This is a genomic window from Candidatus Binatota bacterium, assembly GCA_012960245.1.
Lineage (GTDB): Bacteria > Desulfobacterota > Binatia > UBA1149 > UBA1149 > UBA1149.
In genome coordinates, this window is sequence record DUBO01000056.1 from 101,471 (window position 1) to 124,330 (window position 22,860).

Here is a 22,860-nt window from a genome sequence, read left to right on the forward strand (position 1 = left end):
CAGCGGCCGGGGCGGCAGGCCTGGTGTCAGGCCAGGGCCTTAACCTTCTCGGTCAACTCGGGCACGGCCTCGAAGAGATCGGCCACCAGTCCGAAGTCGGCGACACTGAAGATCGGCGCATCCGCGTCCTTGTTGATGGCCACTATGACCTTCGAGTCTTTCATGCCCGCGAGGTGCTGGATGGCGCCCGAGATGCCCACGCCTATGTAGAGCGTGGGCGCGATGACCTTGCCGGTCTGGCCCACCTGCAGGTCGTTGGGCACGTAGCCCGCGTCCACCGCGGCACGGCTGGCGCCCATGGCTGCGCCCAGCGCGTCGACCAGGGGCTCGAGCACCGTGGTGAAGTTCTCTGCGGACTTCAGTCCGCGGCCACCGGCCACGACGCGCTCGGCCTCGGTCAGGACCGGGCGGTCCGACACCGTGGCGTCGAGCTTTACGAACTCTACCGCGTTGCCGGGCTTTTCTATGCTCAGCGACAGGTCCTCGCTGGCCGATGCCGCCGCGCCCTCTACGGGCTCGAAAGCAGTGGTTCGTACCGACACCACCTTGAAGTCCGACTCCAGCTTGACGGTGGCAAACACGTTGCCCGCGTACATGGGACGGACGAAGGTGCCGTCGTCGTTGACGGCGGTCACGTCGCTGGCGATCGCAGCCTCGGCGGCCGCCGCCAGGCGCGGGGCGATGTCCTTGCCCGCGGTCGTCGCGGCAAACACCACGGTGTCAGAGCCGGTGGCCTCGGCCACGGCTTTCATGGTCAGGGTCCTGATGTCGGCTGTCTCGTGCTCGAGGTCGGCGCTTTCTACGCACACGACCTTTGTTGCGCCCAGTTGCGCAGCCGCATCCTTGACGCCACCGAGATCGTTGCCCAGCAGGGCCAGTATAGTGTCACCGCCGCTCGCGGCAGCGATCTGCTGCGCGGCACCCACTGCAACGGCCGTGGCCTTGGGGATGTTTCCGCCAGCGTGCTCTCCATAAATAAGTACGTTACCCACTTGAATTCTCCTTGTCCGGGGATCCGCTTAGAGGACCTTGGCTTCGCCCTGCAGGGCGGTGATCAGTTCGTCTACGCTTTCAACCACGCGGCCTGCCGCCCGTTCCGGGGGAGGCTCGACGCTCACGATGGTGACCGACCTGCCGAGTTCAATGCCCAGCGAAGCGGCGTCTACCTCTTCCATGGGCTTCTTGCGCGCTTTCATGATTCCAGGCAGCGATGCGTAACGCGGCTCGTTCAGGCGCAGGTCGGCGGTTATCACCGCGGGCAGCGGAAACGACAGGGTCTCGAGTCCACCGTCTATTTCGCGCACGCAGGTAGCGCTGCCGCCGCCGTCGGCCAGCTCGAGCTCCGAGATAAAGGTAGCCTGCGGCCAGCCCAGTCTCTGCGCGAGCATCTGTCCGACCTCGTTGGAATCGTCGTCGATGGCCTGCTTGCCCATGATGACGAGATCGGGACTTTCTTTCTCGACGATTTTTTCGAGTATGCGCGACACGACCGTGGGGTCGGGGTTGTCGGCACTCACCAGGATGGCCCTGTCGGCGCCCATGGCCAGCCCCGTGCGCAACTGTTCCTGGCTGTCGCTGTTACCGACCGAAACGATCACGACCTCGGATTCACCCTGGGATTCCTTGATCTGCAAGGCCTGCTCAATTGCTATTTCATCAAAGGGGTTTACCACCCACTTGATACCCGCCTCTTCTATTCCCGTTCCGTCCGCGTTGACCTTGATCGTGGTCTCCGGGTCCGGGACGCGCTTGGCGGTCACCAGAATCTTCACTGTTTATCTCCTCCTGATTGCCTGCAGTTTGAGCTGGTCTATTCGGCGAAAACCGCCCAGCCCACTACGGTCAAAGCGGTCACGCAGGGCAACCGTTCCGACGATGGAATCCGGCAGAATTACCACGCAGCGCGTTAGGACACAAGCCGGCACCGGGGGAGGTCGAGTCACTGATCCCTGGCGACAGCGCGCCGGCTTGCCTCGGGCTGGTTAACTGGCAACAGTCCCGGCGCGGGCAGGCGTTGGCCGGCAGGGGAACAGAACATGGCGCGTATACTTTTACTTGGACAGGCGGCATTCGGCCGAGACGTGCTGGCGGGGTTGCTCGCGGCGGGGCACGAGATAAGCGCGGTATCTTTGCCCCCCGATAGGGAGGGAAGGGCGCTGGACCCGCTCAAGGAGGCCGCGCTGGCTGCGGGCCTGGACACCGTGCAGAGGCGGAGCTATCGCGACGCCGACGCGGCCTCGGCCCTGCGCGCCAATACGGTGGACATCGCCGTGCTCGCCTTCGTGACGCAGATAATTCCGGTGGAGCTACTCGACGCCCCGCGCCTGGCGTCGCTGTGTTTTCACCCCTCGCTTCTACCGGCCTACCGCGGGGGCTCGGCCATCAACTGGCAGATCATCCGTGGCGAAACCCGCGGTGGCCTGGCGCTGTTTCGGCCCGACGCCGGCCTTGACGCCGGGCCAGTGTATCTCGAAAAGGAACTCGTCATCGGCCCCGACGACACCGCGGGCTCATACTACTACTCGACGGTGTTCGAAACCGGTGTGGCGGCGACCCTGGAGTCGGTGGAGCTGTTGTTGGCGGGTGAAGCCGTGCCCAGGGTGCAGGACGAATCCCTGGCCAGCTACGACCCGCTGTGCCGGGACGAGCACGCGGTTGTCGATTTTGACAGGCCCCGCGACGGTCTCCACGATCTCGTCAGGGGCTGCGATCCTTCGCCCGGCGCGCACTGCCAGTGGCGCGGCGAAACACTGCGGCTCTACGGCTCGCGAAAGGTGGACGGCGAACGCGCCGCCGCCGGTACCGTGCTGGTCATCGACGATGATGGTATGACCGTGGCCTGCGCTGACGGGGCGTTGCGCTTTGCCCGCCTGGGTACCGCTAGCGTACGCAAGGCCGCGGCCGCCGAGCTGGCCGATGGCCTGGGCCTTGCGGTAGGGGCACGCCTGGAAGTGGCCTGACCTTCAGTCGCCAACCGTTGCCGCGTTGGCCGCTACCTGGTCGAGTATGGCCACGACTTCTTCGGTGGACGTGTACAACACCGTCTGCCAGCCCAACGAGCGAGCGGCCTTGAGGTTGATGCCCAGGTCGTCCACGAAGAGGATGGCCTCGTGGTCCACGGCCAGCCGCTCGCGCGTGAGTTCGTATATGCGCCGTTCGGGTTTGCGCGTGCCGACCTCGCTGGAGTCGACGATCACGTTGAACAGGCCGCCCAGCGAGGGAAGGCTCTGCCACTGCTGTCGCCACTCGGTCACGTTGTTGGTGAGCAGGGCCACCGGCATGCTCGCCGCTAACCGCCTCACGGCCTCTATCATGGGCTGCCGCACGGCCGACTCGTCTCCCAGTGGGCGGGGGTCGCCCAGCACGGCGTCGGCCTGTTCGGCGGTGACGTGACCGCCTTCTTCTTCTATGCGCCGTCTCAGTTCAGAGTTGAAGTCGCTCCAGCTCATCTCCGCGCGCTCGAGCCGTGCCCACGGGCCCTCGTTGTCACCGAATATCTGGAGTCGCAGGCGATCCCAGGTCTCCTCGTCCAGGCCCGTACGGCTGCCGAAGGCCCTGGGGCCGGCGGGGCCGCCCACGTTGATCAGTACGCCACCGAGATCGAATACCGCGGCGCGTACTCTCAGCGGGTCCAGTGTGTCGATGAGCGCTGGCATAGCCGCGGATTCTTGCCGAAAAAGTCGTCCTAAGCCAGTAGCGGCGGCCTCCACGGTCCGCTTTTCAGGCCAACAGGGCTGCGCTTCGTTCAAGCAGCCATGCGCTGCCGGCTGCGAGCGCGAACCATGAAAGCGCCGTGCGCAGCGGTAGCCGGCTGTGCCTGCTCAACAGCGCCAGCAGGGGAAGCAGCACGGCGATTACAGCGAGCTGCCCCGCTTCAACGCCCAGGTTGAAGCCCAGTAATGGCGCCAGAAAAGCACCGTTGCCTATACCTGCCTGCTTGAGCACGCCGGCAAAACCGAAGCCGTGCAGCAGCCCGAACACGAAGGTCACCAGCCAGCGGTGGCCGCCGGGCCCGCGCCAGATATTTTCGGCAGCCACGTAGACGATGCTCGCCGCGATGGCGATCTCGACCGGGACAGGCGGCAGCACAACCGCGCCCAGGGTGGCCAGCGCCAGTGTGATGCTGTGGGCGATGGTAAACGAGGTTACTATACCGGCCAGGCGGCCCAGCGTGCCACCAGGTATGAGCAGCGCGAGCAGGAACAGCAGGTGGTCGTAGCCTTCGAGTATGTGCTCGAACCCGAGCAGGGAGAATCGCCAGAAACCCGAACCTTCAGACGTGGATTCGCCACGTCCGGCAGAGCTGCTGAAGCTTGGCCCCAGCGACAGGCGGTTGTTGTGGCGGTCGAAGACCCAGCTGCGGTTTTCGCCCGATAGTGACTTGAGCGAGACCATGTTGCGGTAGTCCGGCAGCAGGTCGTCAAAGAGATGGAAGTCCACCGAGAACGAATCGCTGGGCCCCGGGCAGGAGTAGCGGAGCGTGATCTCGATGTCGGCCTGATGATCGGGGCCGATTATGTCCGACACCGAGGGGCTGCAGCGGCCGGCCGGTACTTCGACGATCAGCTGCCGTTGAAACCAGCGATCCAACAGCTTGTCGACAGCGAGTACTTCCTGCCTGCTGGGGTTCTCTGGCTTTACGGCCTGGAGGCCGGGCAGGAGGTGGGCGGCAAAACGTAAGCGGTAGTCAACGAGATCTGCTCGCGCCACCACCGTGGAGTAGCTCACAGATCCCATGTGGGCCTGGGCGTGTCCGGAGGTCGTGGCGAGCAGTGTTATCGAGGCCAGCGCGGTCGCCGCAGCAATAAGCGCGGCCGTGACGAGTCCGGGTGGTCTAGCTGGGAGCTGGCGCAGCCGCATCGGGCGATGGTAGCCGCGCCGGCAACTCACGCCAAGTCGCGCTCGCTCAGAGCGTGGTGGTCGTGGTCGAAGAGGTGGTCGAGGTGGTCGTAGTGGTCGTGGTCGAAGAGGTGCTCGTGGTGGTGCTGGTGGTGCTCACGCTGTTTATACTACAGGTGTCCGAGCAGGCGTCGCTGGCCACCGTGTTACCGTCGTCGCACTGCTCGGGCCCGCTGTCGGGACCGTGGATGCATGAGGCGTCGCTGCATAGAAACCCGTCGCCACAGGTAGCCGACAGGCAACTGTTGAGGCAGGAGTCCAGGTTGGCGTTGTTGCCGTCGTCGCAGCTTTCACCGCTGTCGGCCACGCCGTCGCCGCAGGAAGCAACGAGACAGTTGGAGCGACAGCTGTTGGGGAGCAGGTCGCTGTTGGCGTTGGCCGCGTCGCAGGTTTCGCCCGAAGCGGGGTCAGTCACTCCGTCCCCGCACCAGGGGTCGCGGCAATCTGAACGACAGGCATCCGCGTTCACGTCGGAGTTGCCGGCGCCGTTGTCACACTGTTCGAGTAGGCCGGCCTGGATGATGCCGTCGCCGCAGAACTCGGTAATACAGGTATCCGAGCAGCCGTCGCTGGCCACCGTGTTACCGTCGTCGCAGGTTTCGGGAGCGCAGATTGCGCCGCTGCCGCAGCCGCTTGGCTTGCAGGTACTGTCGCAGCCGTCGCAGTCCACTGTATTGCCGTCGTCGCAGGTCTCGTCGAGCCCGGCCTGTACCACGCCGTCGCCGCAGCTCTCGGTTATGCAGGCAACATTGCAGCCGTCGCTGGCCACGGTGTTGCCGTCGTCGCAGGTTTCGGGAGCACAGGCGGCACCGTTGCCACAGGCAGGTAGCGCGCAGTTGCGGTCGCAGCCGTCACAGCTCAGGCGATTGCCGTCGTCGCATTGCTCGTCCAGGTCGACCACTCCGTCCCCGCATTCGGGTCCACCGGGAAATACAGCCGAAGCCGCGCTGGCGAGGGCCTGCGCGAGCTGGTCGTTGATGGTGTGAAAAAGATCACTGCTGGTAAAGGTGCCGCCGGTGGGGTCGGTGAGAACCAGGCCGAAGCCCATGGCGTTGACATCACCCGAACAGGAGTCGGTTATCTCCTGCAACAGGGTCAGTGAGGGCCTGGTCATCCTGGAGTCCAGCTTGGTGTCGCCCGTGCTGGCAGTCGTTCCCGGCCAGCCGGTCACGGCGTAACAGTTGAGTCCAGCAGCGGGATCCTTGCCCAGAGCCGAAAAACATTTGCCCGTCAGGGCCAGTCCCCGTCCGAGCGATTTGCGAAGCCTCAGCGCCAGCTCCGTGCGGCAAGCTGCTTCCTCGGCTCCAAGTGTGCCGGCGGCAGGTTTGTTGATGGTCGCAGCGAGGTTGTCGCCAATGGTTTTGCCCAGGTCGGCCGCGCAGGCATCCAGGGCTTGCCACTCAGCCTCGGTGGTTCGATTTTCGCTGCTCCGCAGCGTAGCCACGGCGGCGCACAGTCCGTCAACGCTTATGGCAGCGGCAGTGACGCTGGCATTGCAGCGCTGTTCAAGTTTTCCGCGATAATCGATGGCCTTGCCGAGCTTCTTGTCCACGAGGGCGCTGCCGGTGCCAGGGCCCGAGGGGGCGGGGTCGAGAAGACAGTCTACGGTAGGTGCAAATTTGCCAGAGGCTTTGCCGCGCACGCATTTTCCGCGCGCCTTGAGCAGCAGCCTGGCCGATCGCCGGGCGGTAGTCGCAACGCGATCCCGGCAGCTGTTTTCATGGCGGCTGAGTGCAGCCGAACTGCTGGGCAGCGCAAGCGGAAGCAGGGCTGCGGTGGCCAGCGTCACGAGAGTTATTAGGGAAGCCAGCTTTGTCATGTGGGGTGGGGGCCGCGCGCACGGTCCCCACGTACTAAGGTAACTGGTGAAACAGGCCTGCGGCAACCACTTTATGTAGAGAAATAGAACTTGAAGGGACAGATACAGGCTTTTTTAGACGGCAGGGCTGCCCCGATCGGGGGGGAGCGCAGGCGTGGCTTACCGCTCAGACGGCGTGCAGATGACCGACGGGCTCTTCTACGTCCGGGCGGTTGACCGCCCGCTTGGCGTCCCGGTAGCCGGCCGCGAGCAGGCGCTCGGCTTTTTCCGGGCTGGAATGGAAGAGCAGGCGCAGCCCCGCTCCGCTGAATTCTTCGCCCGGCTCTATGACAGTTATCGGCACGCCGTGAAAAAGCCCGTCGTCGAGACTCGCGTGAATTCGCCCCACGTTGCCGATGGTCCTGAACAAGACGTCGGCCAACCGGCGCAGGTAAGCCACCCGCCCAGCCACTGGCGGCAGGTAGGGGAGGGTGCTGCTCACCGGGGCCAGCACGTAGATCTCGGTGGCTTCCAGTTCGATGGCGTAACCCAGGGGTACGTTCCACGCCAGGCCGCCGTCGACAAATTGCTGGCCCTGGAACTCCACCGGTGGAAAGAGCGGGGGGATGGAGTAGCCCGCCCGCGACAGGGTGCGAAGTTCGCGCCAATCGCGGCAGTGGCGTTTCGACCACATCTCGCCGCGGCCGGTCGAGAGGTTGAGCAGTATGAACTCCAGGTCAATGCTGCTGTCCATCAGGCCGGGAAAGTCGATGAACTCTTCTATGCCCGACGCCAGTCTTTCGATCGACGACAGCGCCAGCCCGGTAAAGGGGTTGTCGCGCAGGGTGGGGTAGAACATTCGCGGGAAGGCTTGGAATTCTTTCCAGGCCTGCACCACTCCCTGCGCTCCCACCGAGGCGTACACGCAGGAGTTAACCACGCCGATGGAGCTGGCGATGAGCACGTCGGGCTTGATGCCTTGCTCGTCGAGGTACTGCAGTGCTCCAGCCTGGTGGGCACCGAGGGCCGCGCCGCCGCCCATCACGAAGATTCGTTTGCGGTCGCCGTGGCTCACAGAAAGATGCTCGTGCGCTCGGCCAGTCCACGTCTGAGCATGGACTGGATGGAGTCCTTCACTTCATCCACCTTGTGGCTGATGGTGTCGTCTTCGTCGTTGTGGTCGCCTTCAAAGTGCATGGCTTGCCCGAACTCGATGTGGTAGCGCACCGGCAGCGGCAACATCCCCAGCGGCCCCAGCAGCGGCCAGGTCAGCGTAACGGGAAAGGCCGGCATGTTGAGCATGGCGGCCACCGATTCGAGGTTGGCGATGCCCGGGGCCTGCTCCTCGGAGCCGACCACGGCAAACGGCACTATCGGGGTGTTGGTCTCCAGTGCCAGCCGCATGAAACCGAGACCGAAGTCCTGCAGCTGGTAAGCGTCTGCGTAGACCTTGTTCATGCCGCGAACTCCCTCGGGAAACACCAGCACGCACTCGTCCCTGTTGAGCATCTCGGCGCAGGTCGATGGCGTGCCGATGGAGTGGCCCATGCGGTCCAACAGGACGTTGAGCCAGGGCAGGGTCGCCAGCCAGTACTCGCCCATGCCGCGAGCCAGCCGCGGTGGCGAAGCCTCGAGCAGCATCGCCGTGGCCACCATCATGCCGTCAAAGGCGATCTGCCCGGCGTGGTTTCCCACCAGCAGCACGCGGCCGGGCGGCAGCCTGTCCATGCCGACGGAAACGACTCTGAAATAATGGCGGTAGAGAATGGCAGCCGTCATCATCGAGGTCTTGAGTACATCGGGGTTGAATCCCCAGGGGTCGTAGCCGTATTCGTTGAGGTCAATGGGCAGCTGGTCGATCTTGTCGGACAGCTCGCGGGACAAGTCGGCGAACGGCAAGCCGGGAAGCGAGGACGAAGAAAGGGACAGCCCCGACTGTATGGCGCTGGCTGCCAGTTCGGCCACCTTGTTGAAATAGAACATCAGGCCACGCTCGCGAATACGTCTCTAAGTGAAAACAAGGGTTTGAAACCCGTGGCTTCTACGAAACTGCTGCCGTCAACCGTACACGGGTATTTTATGAAGTCCATGGCCGCGGGCGGGAAGTCGTAGACGCGGAAGCGAAAAAGCTCGCGGATGATGAGATGGGCCAACGGCTCCGGCACCGATATGCGCCGCCGTCCGATTTCGTGTATCGCAGTTTTCAAGGGCACCGCGCCCGGCCCGGCCACGTTGAACACGCCACGCAGCTGTTTTTCTATGGCCAGCGCGAGCGCCTCGCACACGTCTTCTTCGTGTATGAATTGCAGCATGGGGTTGAAGCCGGTCACTGTCGGCACAATATCCAATCCGAGGTAGCTGCCGATGGCACTGTGCACGTAGTAGCCCAGCGTGTTTACCGGCCGCAGGATCGACGTCGAGATTTCCGGGTACCTCCACAGGAAACTCGAGACCAGGCCTTCCACCTCGGCCAGGTCGCGGATGTCGGGAAAATTGCGTGCCACGTTCAGAGGGCTGTCCTCGGCCATGTACATGGGGTTTTCAGGCAACGCGCCGTAGACGTAGGCGCTCGAGAGCACGACCACCTGCTTGACCCCGTAGCGGGCGCAGGAGTTGAGCAAGCGGCGCGTCCCACCGACGTTGACCTCGTGGCGCAGCTCGTTGCTGCCGCGAAAGTGACGCACGAAGGCAAGGTGCACCACGGCGTCCGGGCGGTTTTTGCGCAGCACGTCTTCGAACTTTTTCTTGCGCAGGTCGAGCGTTTTTACGTCAACATATTCGGGTGCGCCCTCCCATGGGACGCGGTCCACGCCGGTGATCTGCCAGCCCTCTGACAGCCTCTTGGCGAGCAGCCGGCCCTGTCCGCCCGAGATCCCTGTTATGAGTAGTCTTTTCATTCGCCCTGCGTTTATTGCAAAAGAAACAGTTACTGGCAATGGGAAGCTCTGCTGTTGACTGATTTAAGTGAAAGTTCGTTCGAGGGATGCCTGGTCGGCATGCTTGTTGGCGAGGCCATGGGCGCGCGCGTTGAAGGCCTGAACCGAGAGGCTATAGCCCCGCGTTTTGGTGGGGTAGCGGGCCTGGCCAAGCTCATGCCGGGCGCCCCGGGACCCGCCGCGCTGTCGACTGCGGCCGTGGCAGCCTCGCTGGTCGTGGCTCCGGATTTTGATGGCGAGGATCTTGCCCTGAGGATGTTGACCGCCTGGGATCCGAAGCAGAGTTGGGGGCAGGGCAGCGACGCGGCCCTGCGCAGACTGCGCGATGGCGTGCACTGGAATGAAGCCGGGCATTCGGTTGGTGGCAGGGAATCATTTGGCAACGGCGCTGCGTTGAGGTCTGCGCCGGTCGGCCTGCTGCTGTCCGACGATGCCGAGACCTTGCGCTGGTTGGCCGAGGAGGCTGCCGGGCTTACCCACCAGCACTTGTTGTCCGGCGAGGGCGCCGTACTCCACGCGATGACGGTGGCGCTGGCCCTGCTGGCTTCCGGCGAGGCCTTGTCGGGGGCTGGACTGCTCGAGACCCTCGCGGGCGAGACCCGGACGAGGGAGTTCGCGTCTCGCTTGAAGGCCGCCGCTGCCATGGTCGGGCGTTCGCGCAGCGACGCGACGGTGGTTGAGACACTTGGTAACAATTCTTCGGCACTGGGGTCGGTGGTTACCGCCACCTGGTGTTTTGCAGAGCACAGCGAGAGCTACACCGACACGGTATGCCGGGCTATGTCGCTGGGAGGTTCGGTGACCTCGATAGCCGCGATGGCGGGCGCCGCCTCCGGGGCCTTCCTGGGTCTCGACGCTATACCCGCTCGTTGGCGCGACGCTGTTTCCCCCGGGGGGGTCAGCGTGGCCAAGATGGTGGAGCTGGCGCGTGGCCTGTTCGACGTCGTTGCCGGCCCGGGAGAAGCAACGACAGACTACGACCGGGCCTGAAGGCGACCAGCCGGCCCGGACGAAAGGAGCCGCAGCTCAGGAAGCCAGCTTGTTCTTCCAGCTCGACCGGTACAGCAGGTTGAGAACCTTGCGCAGGACACCGGCCAGCGCCTTGGGTGCCGGGTACCAGATGGGTTCTTTGTTCGTACCGAAGCGATCGATGACAATGGTTTGCTGACTGCAGAACTTGCGTATGCCTTCTTCGCCGTTGCGCCGGCCTATGCCCGATTCCTTGATGCCGCCCATGGGCACTTCGGGTATGAGCATGTGGATCATGTGATCGTTGATGCAGACGGCGCCGGCTTCCACGCGGCGCGCTATGTTGGTGGCCCCTTCCTTGTCGCGCGACCAGACCGAGGCTGAAAGACCAAAGCGCGAATCGTTGGCCAGGCGGATGGCCTCGGCGTCGTCTTTTACCTTCTGTATCGCGATCACCGGCCCGAAGGTTTCTTCCTGCATGATCTCCATGTCGTGGTTGACGTCGACCAGTACCGTGGGCTGGTACCAGCAGCCTTCCAGCTGGGGCCGGGCTCCGCCGGCGAGCACGGTAGCGCCGCTGGCGCGGGCTTTGTCGAGCTGGTCTTCGATGATGTCGCGCTGGGGCGGGTGTATTATTGACCCCACGTCGGCATCTTCGCCCAGTCCCTGGCGTATCTGGCCTACAACGTTGACCACCTTGTCGACGAATTCGTCGTATATGTCCTCGTGGGCGTAGACCCTCTCGATAGACATGCAGACCTGGCCGAGATTGACCATGCTGCCCCACACGCAGCCGTTGGCGGCCCGGTCAAGGTTAGCGTCGGCGCACACGATGGCCGGGTCCTTGCCGCCCAGCTCCATGGTCGTGGGCTTGAGTTGCTCGGCGCAGCGCATCTGCACCTTGCGGCCGGTCTCTACGCTGCCGGTGAACGACACCATGTCGACAAAATCGATGAGCGTATCGCCGGTGCCACCCCGCCCGGTGACGGTGGCCAGCAGGCCCTCGGGCAGCCCCGCTTCGTCGGCCAGTCGGCAGCACAGTTCGGCGCACAGCGGTGTTGCCGACGCGGGCTTTATGACCACGCCGTTACCCGCCATCAGCGCGGGGATGGCCTCGCCGATGGTCAACGTCAGCGGAAAGTTCCACGGGGTGATCATGCCGATGACGCCGCGGGGCTTGTAGGTCGAGATCGCCTTTTTTGTTTTGAGCAGGTGGGTCGAAACCTGCCGGTCGGCCAGCAGGCGGGCCGCGTTGCGACCCCAGTAGCCTATGCCATCACAGATATAGAAAAGCTCGGTGGCAAACACGTCTACCCGGGGTTTGCCGGTTTCTGAGATGACCACGTCGGCGATCTCTTCCTTGCGGGAGACGAGCAGATCGCGGTAGTCGCGCAACATCCTTGCGCGCTGGCTGAAGCTCAGTGCCGCCCAGACCGCCTGGGCCTCGCGGCAGCGCGCGACCACGGCTTCCACCTGCCCGCGGTCCATCTGCGGCAGGTTGCCGACGACCTGGCCGCTCACGGGGCTCAGGATGTCGAAGGTCGGGGGGTTCGTGTCCAGGGTATCGGTCGTGCTTGCTGTTGCAGGCTGGGCCATGTGTGGGGCCTCCTCGCGTTGGAATACCGTGAGGCTATTACCCCGCCCGGGGTGTGTCAAAAAAGCTGCCTGGCCTCTTCAGGGGAGGTCGGGGTTGGGCACCGGTGGACGCTCGGAGTAGTCGTAAAAGCCCAGCTTCGACTTGCGCCCGAGCTTGCCTTCTTCGACCAGGCGTTTGAGCAAGGGGGTCGGTGCCATGGTGGGTTCGCCGAAGGTCTCGTGCAGGTTTTCAGCCATGGCGCAGACGATGTCCAGCCCTATGTAGTCGGCCAGCGCGAGCGGGCCCATGGGATGGTTGGCTCCCAGCTGCATGGCCGCGTCTATGCCGGCGATGTCGGCCAGTCCCGCTTCCAGGCAACGGATGGCGTCGACCATGTAAGGGGTGAGCAGTCGGTTGACGATAAACCCGGTGGCGTCCTTCACCCGTACCGGTGTCTTGCCGATCTGTTCGACGAAAGCCACGACCTCGTCGAGCACCGCGGCGTCGGTGGAGTCGGTGCCTACTACCTCGACCAGCTTCATCATCGTGGCCGGGTTGAAGAAGTGCAGGCCGATGAACCTGTCTTTTCTCGACACCGCGTCCTGCATGTCGGAGATAGACAGGGTCGATGTGTTACTCGCGAGTATGGCCCCCTCCTTGAGGATGCCGTCCGCCTCGGCGAAGCGCGTTCTTTTGATTTCGAGGTCTTCGACAATGGACTCGATGAGCAGGTCGGCGTCGGCGGCCTGCGACAGGTCGTCGGTAAAGTTTATACGCGCTAACACCGCGTCGGCGTCTGCCTGCTCGAGCTTGCCCTTGTCGACCCGTCTGGCCAGCCCCTTCTCGATCCCGGCCCTGGCCGCGTCCGACGGACCCGGGGTCGCCTTGACGAGCACGACCTCTACGCCACGCGAGGCTATGGCCTCGGCTATGCCGGCACCCATCTGCCCGCCACCCAGTACTGCTACTTTTGAAATCGCCATTTTTTCCTCGCTTGCTCCGTGGGTTTCAGCCCGGGGCGCTTCAGTCGTTGATGCGGTAGACCGGGAACCATCCCGTGTTGCCCGCGTTGTAGTCCTTGAAGAGGTCGGGCACTTCGTCCCAGCCGTAAACGTGCTCGTCGGCAGGCGGCAGCCAGCCGTGCTCTTCGGCAAAGGCCACGGCCGCCACGCCCTGGCTGTAACGCGCGTAGTGCGTGTGCACGTGCTGGTGGCGGGCGATACACTCGCTGGCTCGCACCAGCTCAATCATCATGCCCTCTTTCCAGCCCGCCGTGGTCACCACGCCCTCACGCGCCAGTGCCTTGAGCGTGGCCCTGAACACCGGCGCGCCGACGAAGTCGATGAAGATGTTCACCATGTCGCCGTCGGTAATGTCGCGCACCTTGGCGAGAAAGGTCTTCTCGGCCGCGGTGTAAGCCTTGGTGTAGTCCTCGTCCTTGCGAAAACGTGACTTGTCAAAATACAGGTCCTTGAACTCGCGGCGGTCAACCGGGCGAATGCCCTGGGCCTCTATCATGGCCAGGCGGTCGTCGGTGGAAGCCACCTGGGTGACATCACAGCCGGCGTGTTTTGCCAGCCCGAGCTCGCCCATGGTGACGCCGCCACCCCAGCCCCACACCCGCGGCCTGGGCAGGTCGGTTTCGTTGAGGAGCAAGCGCAGGGTGCCGTAGGCCAGCTCCCAGTTGGACCACGCCGTTATGTAGCGCAGCGAGAACGCGGCCCACTGCTCCAACGAGTACTTCGTGTTGCTGGGCAGGGGGATGAGCTGCGACTGGCCAAAGCGGCTTTGCTTCGCGAGCATGCCCACGCTGCCCTCGGCGTCGTAGGCAAAGATTCTCTCGGGGTAGCCGTGGGCATCGGCCTTTCCGTTGCAGAAGAGAATGGCGGTGTCGCCTTCCTTGACGGTGCTGACCTCGTCCCCAACCTTGCCCACGCGCACCACGCCGGCGTTGCCTATGACCACGCGGTCTTCGCCGCGGGCCAGGCAGATATCTATCGGCCGCCGCTCGATGGCGTGGCCCATGTTGCCTTCCATGCAGCCAATAAGCGGCTCCACCAGGGCTTCCTGCGGGCCGGGCTCGTCGAATTCAAAAGTTTCGCGTACCAGCTCGGTGCTCACCGGGCTGCCGCCTTTTTCGCCTGCGTGTAGTACCCAGGCCTCGGTTTTTACTGCCATGCTTTGCCTGCTCCGCTGAGTCTTGTCGCGCCGCCCCGGGGCCGGTCACCGACGAATCGAGAAAACTAACGGTCTCTAACGGCCGGGGCAAACCGCGCGCCGGGATGCGGTTGGGGCCGCTGTTTGCTGTTGCCCTTAGAAAGAGCGGGTGGTACCGTCCCGCTGCCGCTGGCGTCGCCCGTATAGCCTGAAAGGCATACCCCTTACGGATCGACTTACACTTATATGCTGCAACTCAAGATCGATGGATTCTCTTACCAGGACCTCTTCGACCCGGCCCGCCTGGCCGAACTGAGCGAGCGCTTCTACTCCTGGTTGGCGGCGGCCGACGCCGGGCTAGCGGCCCGTTTTGAGCAGTACCGCTCTGGTGCCGAGATCTCGGCCGTAGACGAGAGCAACCTGTTGGTCGAGATGGCCAGCAGCCAGTCGACCTTCGTTGCGCAGCTTTTCGGCATAGAAGCGGCCGTTGGCGAGCTGGCCGAAGGCGTCAAAGAGCTGGGCCCGCTGTGGCAGTTCAAGAAGCAGTTTCTCGGCAAGCGTGTAAAGAAAATCACCGACGATGATCTGCAGGGCTTCGACGCCGACGCTTTTGACCAGGTCGTGCTCGACCTCGCATCAGGGGCGGGGGCCACCACGGCCCACGCTGAGCTCGTTTTTTCTGCCCTCGTCTGTGACCTGCTGGCCGATCCGGATGACTCGCCGGCCCACGGCACCATCGACGCGCTGGACTCCTGGTCATCCGGGGGCGCCGAGGGTGAAGCGCTGGCCGATAAGTTTCTCGGCGATGCGGCCCTATGGTGTCGCGTTCGCTCCAGCCAGGGCGATCAGCAATCGCTGACCTCGGGCTGGGCCAGCTTCAAGACCCCCGAGAAAATCGACTTCGACCAGCTCGTGGAGCTCGAGCATCCGGACCCCGAGCGGCCGTGGCTCATGGAAGGCCCCGCCGACAGCATGCGTCGTCGCGACGGCTTTGAACTCACCGACCGTCGCTACGATCGCAAGCAGGTCATGTCCGAAGTCGACTACTGCATACTTTGCCACGCCCGCGACAAGGACTCCTGCAGCAAGGGCGTGTTCGGCAAGGACGGCCACTTGGCCAGTAACCCGCTTGGCATAGAGCTCGGCGGTTGCCCGCTGGACGAAAAAATCTCGGAAATGCACGCCTGCCAGGCCGAGGGTGACAGTATCGCGGCCCTGGCGTTGATCATGATCGACAACCCCATGGTGCCGGGCACCGGTCACCGTATATGCAACGATTGCATGAAGGGCTGCATCTACCAGAAGTTTGAGCCGGTCAACATCCCCCAGATCGAAACCCGCGTGCTCACCGACGTGCTCGACCTTCCCTGGGGCTTCGAGGTATACAGCCTCCTGAGCAGGTGGAATCCCATCAACCGTCGCTGCCCGCAGACCAAGCCTTACAACGGGCGCAACGTGCTCGTGGTGGGGCTCGGGCCCGCCGGTTACACTCTTGCCCACTACCTGCTGACAGAGGGTTTCGGCGTGGTCGGTGTCGACGGCCTCAAGCTCGAACCCCTGCCCAAGGGTCTGGGTGGGCCGGCGCCGGAACCGGTAGCCGATTTTTCGGAACTCTACGAGGAGCTCGACGAGCGTCCGCTCATGGGTTTCGGCGGCGTGGCCGAGTATGGCATCACCGTGCGCTGGGACAAGAACTTTCTCCAGGTCATGCGTGCGTGCCTGTCGCGGCAACCGAGGTTCAGGGCTTACGGTGGGGTGCGTTTTGGCGGCACCCTGATGATTGAAGACGCCTGGGAGCTCGGCTTCGACCACGTCGCCATAGCCACCGGCGCGGGCAAGCCGACGGTGCTCAAGATGAAGAACAATCTCATCAGGGGCGTGCGTAAGGCGTCTGACTTCCTGATGGGGTTGCAGCTGACCGGTGCCCAGAAGAAATCATCGATGACCAACCTGCAGGTGCGCCTGCCAGCGGTGGTGGTGGGTGGAGGCCTGACAGCAATAGACACCAGCACCGAGGTCATGGCCTACTACCCGGTGCAGGTAGAGAAGACGCTGGACCGCTACGAGACCCTTGTTGAAGAAAACGGTGAGGAAGCCGTACGCGCGTTATATTTTGGTGATGAAGAGCCGGCCATACTCGATGAGTTTCTCGAGCACGGCCGCGCGATCCGAGCCGAGAGAGGCCGCGCCGAGGCTGCCGGTGAGCTGCCCAATTTCGTACCACTGCTGAGGTCCTGGGGTGGCGTGACGATGGCCTACCGCAAGGGCCTGGTCGATTCGCCGGCCTACAGGCTCAACCACGAAGAGGTGAGCAAGGCGCTGGAAGAAGGCATCTGGTACGCCGAGACGCTCAGCCCCACCGAGGCGCTGCAGGACGAGTACGGCGCGCTTGACGGGCTGTTGTTCGAGCAGCAGGAAGGGGTTGACGGTCGCTGGGCCGGCACGGGAGAGACCGTGAAACTACCCGCCCGCGCCCTGTTTGTCGCCGCCGGCACTTCGCCCAACGTGGTTTACGAGCGCGAGCATCCGGGCAGTTTCGAGATGGATGAACGCGGCAGGTTCTTCAAGCGCTTTCGGATAGAGAAGGATAGCGCCAGCCAGAACGGTTCAGGCCAGGACGGGCCGTCTCCCTACCCCGTGGTCGACGAGCCGTTCGAGGGCAAGCCCGGGGTGTTCACCTCGCATACGTCCGGCGCCGAAGGTGGCCCGCAGCGGCTGGTTTCTTACTTCGGCGACAACCATCCCGACTATGCCGGCAACGTGGTCAAGGCCATGGCCTCGGCCCGCGACGGTTACCCGCAGATAGTCAATCTTTTTGCCGACGAGATAGCCGGACTCGATGCCGCCGACCAACCCGTCCGCGAGAGCGAGTGGGACACTATGGCCGCTCGGCTCGAAGAAGGTCTGATGCCGCGCGTGCACGAAGTCATAAGGCTCACCTCCAATATCATCGAGGTAGTGGTCAAGGCGCCTTTTGCCACCCGGCACTTTGAGCCCGGGCAGTTCTACCGCCTGCAGAACTACGAGACGCTTGCCCCCGAGGTCAACGGCACCACGCTTGCCGCCGAGGGCATGGCACTCACCGGGGCCTGGGTCGATCGAGAGCAGGGACTGCTCTCGACCATAGTGCTCGAGATGGGGGGCAGCTCGCGACTGTGTGCCACCTGGGAGCCGGGCACCCCGCTGGTGCTCATGGGACCCACCGGCGCGCCTACCGAGATACCCACGGGCGAAACCATAATCCTTTTCGGCGGTGGCCTTGGCAACGCTGTGCAGTTTTCAATCGGCCGTGCCATGCGCGAGCGCGGCAACAAGGTCATCTATTTTGCGGCCTACAAGAGCCCCGACGATGTTTACCACGTGGACGACATCGAGGCTGCCGCCGACGTGGTGGTGTGGTCGGTCGACCAGGGCGAGCCTATAAAGCCCCGCCGTGACCAGGATCGCAGCACGGTGGGCAACGTGTTGCAGGCTCTCGAAGCTTACGCCAAGGGCGAGATGGGTGAGCCGCTCATCGATGTTGCCGAGGCCTCCAGGCTTATAGCCATCGGCTCGGATCGCATGATGTCGGCCGTGGCGCAGGCGGTGCGTGGCAGCCACGCGAAGTTCCTGTCGCCCGACCTGCTGGCCCTGGGGTCTATCAACTCCACCATGCAGTGCATGATGAAAGAGATCTGCGCCCAGTGCCTGCAGAAGCACATCGATCCCGAAACCGGTGAAGAGCTGCCGCCGGTGTTCTCCTGCTTCAACCAGGACCAGCGACTTGACCGGGTTGATTTTGCCAACCTCAACGATCGCCTGCGTGCCAACGGCGTGCTCGAGAAGCTCACCAACGCCTGGCTGACCCACCTGTTCATCGCCGGCGACATCGCCCGCGCCTGAGCCCTAAGGGTAGCGGTCCGGAAAACACGAGCAAAGAAAAACCCCCGCAGCGGGTTGGTCCACTGCGGGGGCGTCGTTCGTTCAGCCCCTTTCGGGGGGCTGACGCTCAATAGAGCCGGGCGTTACGGGCAGTTCGATCCCCCCGGCGCTTCGAAGGCGGTCACGCCGTCGTCGCAAATTCCGTGGTAGTCGAAGTTGATCGTTACCCTGCCTGCCCCCGGTAACCCGCCGGCGTTGTTCACGGCCGGGCTGGCGGTAGGCGGCACACAGAATATGGCTCCCATGTCGCCGCCGTAGGGGCTGGGGTCACCCGCTGCCTCGATAGGATCGAGGTAGCAGTCACGACCCTGCACCAACGTGCAGTCGCCGCAGTCGCCTCCGTCACACTCCGAATCGAGCACGTCGCAGTCAGCATCGCTGGAGCAGGGAATAAGACCCTTGCCGCTGGCACGCAGTTGAGCGTCGCAGAAAGTAACCACGTTAGCAGCATTGGTGCAGATCCCTTCCTGGCCACTGGGGTCGTCCGGGTCAACTCCGCACACCCCGTCTGCGGCGCAGCCGTTGGGGAGGCGCCCAGCGCCGCCACCGTTGCTGTCGCAGGTGCCGGCACCCAGGGCCGTGCACTCGGCGTCGGAGTTACAACCAACCGTGCTGTCGCCGCTGCATACTGCACAGGCGCAGCTGCTGGCTGCCAGCGGTGCGTCGCACTGCGTGCCAAACGGCAAGCTGGCCACTCCGTGGTTCAGGTTGAGCGCGATCGACAGGTCGCTGATCTTAGAGCCCGCGTCGGGGGGGCACTCTATGGCACCGGGTCCGAAGTCGGGGTGAGTGGCGTCCACGGTGCAGGCCAGGCCGTCACGGGGCCCGCCGCTGCAGGTACCGCCCTCACAGGTCGGGCATGGCTTTGTCTGGCCTATGCCCTGGTGCAGGCGCGAAGTCAGCCCGATCTTGCAGTCGCCAGTGCACTCGCCGGTGATCCCGTCGCAGTTGCAGTCCAGCGGCCCGGTGATCTCGTTGATCACGCAGACCGGGGTGCCCGAGCTCGACAGCGCCAGCGGTGGGCCGAAGAAGCAGTTGCAGGTGTCGCCGCCGCAATCATCGGCGTCGGCCACGAAGGGCTCGTCGCAGGTGGTGGTCAAGTCGTTATCGCAACGGCAGTAGCCCGGTGACGGGTCCTCGGTGACCACGCAGTTGGCGCAGTCGCCGTCGCAGGCGGTCAGCACCGCGCTCTGGAAGGCGTCAACGATGTCCACGTCGTGGGCGCCACCGTTGAATCCCGAATCCAGCTCGGAGTTGGTGAGCTGGGCGCCGTAGCCGGCGTTGAACAGCACGGGGAAGCTGGCCGGACAGTTGCCGGGCAGTTCGAAGGCCATGGCCACCGTGCCGCCACCGTTCGTTATAGCCACGTCGGCGGTCACGCAGGCCTGCAACTGGGCAACAGTGTCACCGCAGGAATCGATCGCGTCCAATTCGGCCTTGGACAGGGCGCAGGCCTTGGCGATACCGTCGTTGGTCTTGCCCGCCGTACTGGCGATTTTTCCCTTGGGATCGGCGCTGCCGCAGACCCAGGAAATGGGCCCCAGCGACTTGTCGGTGCCCGCCTGGCACTTGCTGCGCTCCTTGCCCACTGTCGCGACCAGCTTGCCCGCGTTCTTGGCAATGGCGCCACGGCACTTGAGCTGGTCCTTTGACAATCCGGTAGGATTGTCAGGCAGGCCGTTGATCTCTTTAGATGCCATCTCAACCGTGGCGTCGGCCAGGCCGATGAGGCAATCCGAGAGTTCGGCGAAGTCGTCGATGCCGTCGCCAGCACCGCCGTCGTCGGTGGCCTGGGCCGGTGAGGGACAACGTCCGTACTGGTCCAATACGTTGGTGAACGGGTTACCAGTGGTCTTGTCAGCGCACTTGTCTTTTGCGCCGCCTATCGAAGAGCGGAGCTTGGCGGCCGCCTTGGTGAGTTTACCCTTGATATCGGCCTGGCCCAGGTCGTTGCAGTCGGTGCCCGCACCCACTTTGCCCTTGTCGCGGCTTTTGTGGCAGCCGCCGACGGCCTTCCACGCGGTAGCCACGTACTTGGTCACATTCTTGCCAATCGTGCCTCGGCACTTGGCCTCGTCCTTGGTAATCTGGGCATCCGCTGTCGGTACCCCCAACGCCAGTACCAGTGCCGCGATTGCCGCTGCAGCTACTCCTGTCCATTTGCTTGACATGGATTTTCTCTCCTCTCTGTTAATTCCCCATTACCGGGAAGGGTTGTTGTAGTGTGAGCGCGGGATTCCTGTTTCCGCCGTGTGAGCAGTCTTCTCGGAGACATGGGCACTGCGCGAAACTAGTCTATTAGGGGGGGGGGTGTCAATGGCGAAACCCCCCCAACAGGGTGGGGAAAGTTGTGGTGAAGGCCTTTTTTTTTGAATTGGCCGCGAGGCGGATCCGATGATCCCTGTTACGCAAAGAAAAACCCCCGCGGTGGAGTAACCACCGCGGGGGCCATGTGTCGAGTCGGGGCGCTGTCGATCCGCCAGTCAGGGGCAGTTAGATCCGCCCGGTGTCTCAAACTCTGTGACTCCATCAGGACAGTACCCGGTGAAGTCGAAACGCACGTCCAGGCGACCCGGACCGGGTGAGCCGCCGGCGTTGTTGACCGCCGAGTTGCTGGTGGGGGGCGTGCACCAGGTTGCAACCAGGCTCGAACTGTTGAGCCCGGGGTCGCCCGAGACAGTGATGGGATCGAGGAAGCAGGATCGCAGGGCAGCACCGCCGCAGTTTCCACAGTCCCCGCCGTCGCACTCCGGGTCAAGGGCGTCGCAATCAGCGTCGCTGGAGCAGGGTATGTAACCGTCGCCGTTGGCGCGCAGCTGGCCGTCGCAGAACTGGCTGGTCGGGCTCGTGTCGCAGACACCGTGCACGCCGTCGCCCGAGTCACTGCACACGCCATCGAGGCAGGCATTGGGAAAGCGCGCCGAGCCGCCGCCGTTGCTGTCGCAGAGCCCTGCGCCTACGGCCGCGCACTCGGCGTCTGAATTACACGCCACCGTGCTGTCCCCGCTGCACACCGCGCAGGCACAGGCAGTGGCCGCGAGCGGTGGGTCGCAGGTGAGGTCGAAGCCCAGGGAAGAATTCTCCGTGGTGGTGTTGAGTACCGTCTTTACGGTGCCCGGGATGCGCGTGCCCGGGTCCGGCTGGCAGTCAAAACTGCTGTTGCCGAAGGTCGGGTGTACGGCGTCTACCGCGCAGGCCAGGCCATCCCGCGGTCCTCCGTTGCAGGTGCCCCCGTCACAGGTGGGACACGGCTGGGTCACGGTGATGCCCGTGTACACGCTGCTCTCGCCCTGTATCGTCGTGTTGGCCAGGGCCGTGCCGGCGTCGGCGCTGCCGGTGAGCTCCTCGGCAATCTGGGTCAGTACGCACACCGGTACTCCGGCACTGGACAGGGCAAGGGGTGGTCCGAAACGACAGATGCACTCGTTGCCCGCGCCACAGTCGTCTGCGTCCTCGGCACTGAAAGGCTCGTCGCAGCTTATGGTGGGGTCGTTGTCGCAGCGGCAGTTACCCATGGACTTGTCTACCGGCAGTATTGACACTGCGCAGTTGTCGCAGTCCGTGTCACAGGCCAGGTTGGCTTCGCCTACCCAGCCGTCGAGGATGTCGACGCCGTGGGCAAGTCCGGTCCAGCCCAGGCTGAGCTCGGTGGAGGTGCGCTGCTGGCCAAAGCCGGCCAAGGTGGTCACCTGTACTCCGCTGGGGCAGACGCCGGGAAGCTCGAAGAGCATGGCTGTCATGCCGTTGCCCACCTTGGCGGCTATGGTGTCCACGAGGCAAGCCTGCAGCTGGGCGGGGGTGTCGCCGCAGGAATCGAGCGCGTCGAGGGTATCCTCGTCGCCCAGGCAAGCCTTGGTTATGCCGTCCTTGAACTTCTGACCGGTGCTGGCGATCTTGCCCTTGCCGTCAAAAGAGCCGCAGGTCCAGTCTATGTTGCCGCCGGCCTTGTCGGCCCCGGCCTGGCACTTGCCTCGTTCCTTGCTGATGGTTGCCATCAACTTGGCCGTGCTTTTTCCGATCGTGCCCTGGCACTTCGCCAAGTCCTTGCTGAGCGAGGCGTGATTCGGGTCACCCATGACCTCGCTGGCCGTGAGGCCGATGAGACTGTCCGAGACCGCGATCAGGCAGTCGGCCAGTTCAGAAAAATCGTCTATGCCGTCCGTGGCGCCGCCGTCGTCGGTGATTTCACCGGGCGAGGGGCAGCGGCCATAGACTGCCAGTACGTTGGATAGCGCGTCTCCAGTTGTCTTGTCAGCGCACTTGTCCTTGGCTCCACCCAGCGAATCGCGAATCTTGGAAGCAGCCTTGCCCAGCTTGCCCTTGATGTCGGCTTGTATGGGGTCGTTGCAGTCAACGCCGGCACCGACCTTGCCCTTGAGCTTGCCCTTGTGACATCCCGCCACGGCTTTCCACGCACCGGCCTGGTACTTGGACGTTGTCTTGAAGATCGTGCTGCGGCATTTGGCCTCGTCTTTGGTCATGGCCGCGTGGGCCTCTGACGCGAGCAGGCCCGAGCCGAACAGGCCCGTCAACGCGAATAGTGTGGCAAGTGAGAGTGCTTTTATGGTTCTCATAACAGTTGATTTCTCCTTAGCTTTTTCGTT

At 63.9% G+C, this 22,860-nt stretch carries 16 protein-coding genes; 3 read left to right on the forward strand and 13 right to left on the reverse strand.

Annotated elements, in window-relative coordinates; translation table 11 throughout:
- Window positions 1–26 precede the first annotated feature (26 nt).
- Together EYQ35_11330 and EYQ35_11335 are read right to left on the reverse strand one after the other, a co-directional pair.
- On the reverse strand, window positions 27–992 hold the full coding sequence (locus tag EYQ35_11330; GenBank protein ID HIF64726.1) for an electron transfer flavoprotein subunit alpha/FixB family protein: 966 nt from the start codon (window positions 990–992) through the stop codon (window positions 27–29).
- Window positions 993–1,019: 27 nt separating this feature from the next.
- On the reverse strand, window positions 1,020–1,772 hold the full coding sequence (locus EYQ35_11335) for an electron transfer flavoprotein subunit beta/FixA family protein (protein HIF64727.1): 753 nt from the start codon (window positions 1,770–1,772) through the stop codon (window positions 1,020–1,022).
- A 264-nt stretch (window positions 1,773–2,036) separates the two neighbouring features.
- Between EYQ35_11335 and EYQ35_11340 the strand changes: the two genes are divergently transcribed.
- On the forward strand, window positions 2,037–2,960 hold the full coding sequence (locus EYQ35_11340; protein ID HIF64728.1) for a methionyl-tRNA formyltransferase: 924 nt from the start codon (window positions 2,037–2,039) through the stop codon (window positions 2,958–2,960).
- Window positions 2,961–2,963: 3 nt separating this feature from the next.
- Here EYQ35_11340 and EYQ35_11345 read toward each other — a convergent pair whose 3' ends face one another.
- The 6 genes from EYQ35_11345 to EYQ35_11370 form a co-directional block, all read right to left on the reverse strand.
- On the reverse strand, window positions 2,964–3,656 hold the full coding sequence (locus EYQ35_11345) for an HAD family phosphatase (protein ID HIF64729.1): 693 nt from the start codon (window positions 3,654–3,656) through the stop codon (window positions 2,964–2,966).
- Between the two features lie 64 nt (window positions 3,657–3,720).
- Window positions 3,721–4,860, reverse strand: coding sequence for a HupE/UreJ family protein (locus tag EYQ35_11350; protein HIF64730.1), 1,140 nt, complete (start codon window positions 4,858–4,860; stop codon window positions 3,721–3,723).
- Between the two features lie 46 nt (window positions 4,861–4,906).
- A complete protein-coding gene (locus tag EYQ35_11355; protein ID HIF64731.1) occupies window positions 4,907–6,718 on the reverse strand; it encodes a DUF4215 domain-containing protein in 1,812 nt (603 codons plus the stop codon).
- Between the two features lie 166 nt (window positions 6,719–6,884).
- Window positions 6,885–7,772: a hypothetical protein gene (locus EYQ35_11360; GenBank protein ID HIF64732.1), complete on the reverse strand. Its 888-nt coding sequence runs from the start codon at window positions 7,770–7,772 to the stop codon at window positions 6,885–6,887.
- Window positions 7,769–8,680, reverse strand: a complete 912-nt coding sequence (locus EYQ35_11365) for an acyltransferase family protein (GenBank protein ID HIF64733.1) — start codon at window positions 8,678–8,680, stop codon at window positions 7,769–7,771. The genes EYQ35_11360 and EYQ35_11365 overlap by 4 nt, the downstream gene beginning before the upstream one ends.
- Window positions 8,680–9,594, reverse strand: a complete 915-nt coding sequence (locus EYQ35_11370) for an SDR family oxidoreductase (protein ID HIF64734.1) — start codon at window positions 9,592–9,594, stop codon at window positions 8,680–8,682. Before EYQ35_11370 ends, EYQ35_11365 begins: the two co-directional genes overlap by 1 nt.
- Before the next feature lie 54 nt (window positions 9,595–9,648).
- Between EYQ35_11370 and EYQ35_11375 the strand changes: the two genes are divergently transcribed.
- Window positions 9,649–10,623 carry a hypothetical protein gene (locus tag EYQ35_11375; GenBank protein ID HIF64735.1) on the forward strand — a complete coding sequence of 325 codons (975 nt, stop codon included), beginning with the start codon at window positions 9,649–9,651 and terminating at the stop codon, window positions 10,621–10,623.
- 36 nt (window positions 10,624–10,659) lie between these two features.
- Here EYQ35_11375 and EYQ35_11380 read toward each other — a convergent pair whose 3' ends face one another.
- The 3 genes from EYQ35_11380 to EYQ35_11390 form a co-directional block, all read right to left on the reverse strand.
- Window positions 10,660–12,198 (reverse strand): aldehyde dehydrogenase family protein, encoded by a 1,539-nt coding sequence (locus EYQ35_11380; GenBank protein HIF64736.1) that lies wholly within the window; start codon window positions 12,196–12,198, stop codon window positions 10,660–10,662.
- A gap of 78 nt (window positions 12,199–12,276) precedes the next feature.
- Window positions 12,277–13,155 (reverse strand): 3-hydroxyacyl-CoA dehydrogenase family protein, encoded by an 879-nt coding sequence (locus EYQ35_11385; GenBank protein ID HIF64737.1) that lies wholly within the window; start codon window positions 13,153–13,155, stop codon window positions 12,277–12,279.
- A gap of 46 nt (window positions 13,156–13,201) precedes the next feature.
- The gene (locus EYQ35_11390; protein ID HIF64738.1) at window positions 13,202–14,356 is read right to left on the reverse strand and encodes a zinc-binding alcohol dehydrogenase family protein; all 1,155 of its coding nucleotides are present in this window, start codon (window positions 14,354–14,356) and stop codon (window positions 13,202–13,204) included.
- 225 nt (window positions 14,357–14,581) lie between these two features.
- Here EYQ35_11390 and EYQ35_11395 point away from each other — a divergent pair, with 225 nt between their 5' ends.
- Window positions 14,582–18,217 (forward strand): pyridine nucleotide-disulfide oxidoreductase, encoded by a 3,636-nt coding sequence (locus tag EYQ35_11395; GenBank protein ID HIF64739.1) that lies wholly within the window; start codon window positions 14,582–14,584, stop codon window positions 18,215–18,217.
- A gap of 122 nt (window positions 18,218–18,339) precedes the next feature.
- On the opposite strand, the gene EYQ35_11400 is transcribed toward EYQ35_11395, so the two are convergent.
- Both EYQ35_11400 and EYQ35_11405 read right to left on the reverse strand, forming a co-directional pair.
- Complete coding sequence (locus EYQ35_11400) at window positions 18,340–20,427, reverse strand: hypothetical protein (protein ID HIF64740.1); 2,088 nt, start codon at window positions 20,425–20,427, stop codon at window positions 18,340–18,342.
- Window positions 20,428–20,739: 312 nt separating this feature from the next.
- Window positions 20,740–22,830 carry a CsbD family protein gene (locus EYQ35_11405; protein ID HIF64741.1) on the reverse strand — a complete coding sequence of 697 codons (2,091 nt, stop codon included), beginning with the start codon at window positions 22,828–22,830 and terminating at the stop codon, window positions 20,740–20,742.
- Window positions 22,831–22,860: the final 30 nt, after the last annotated feature.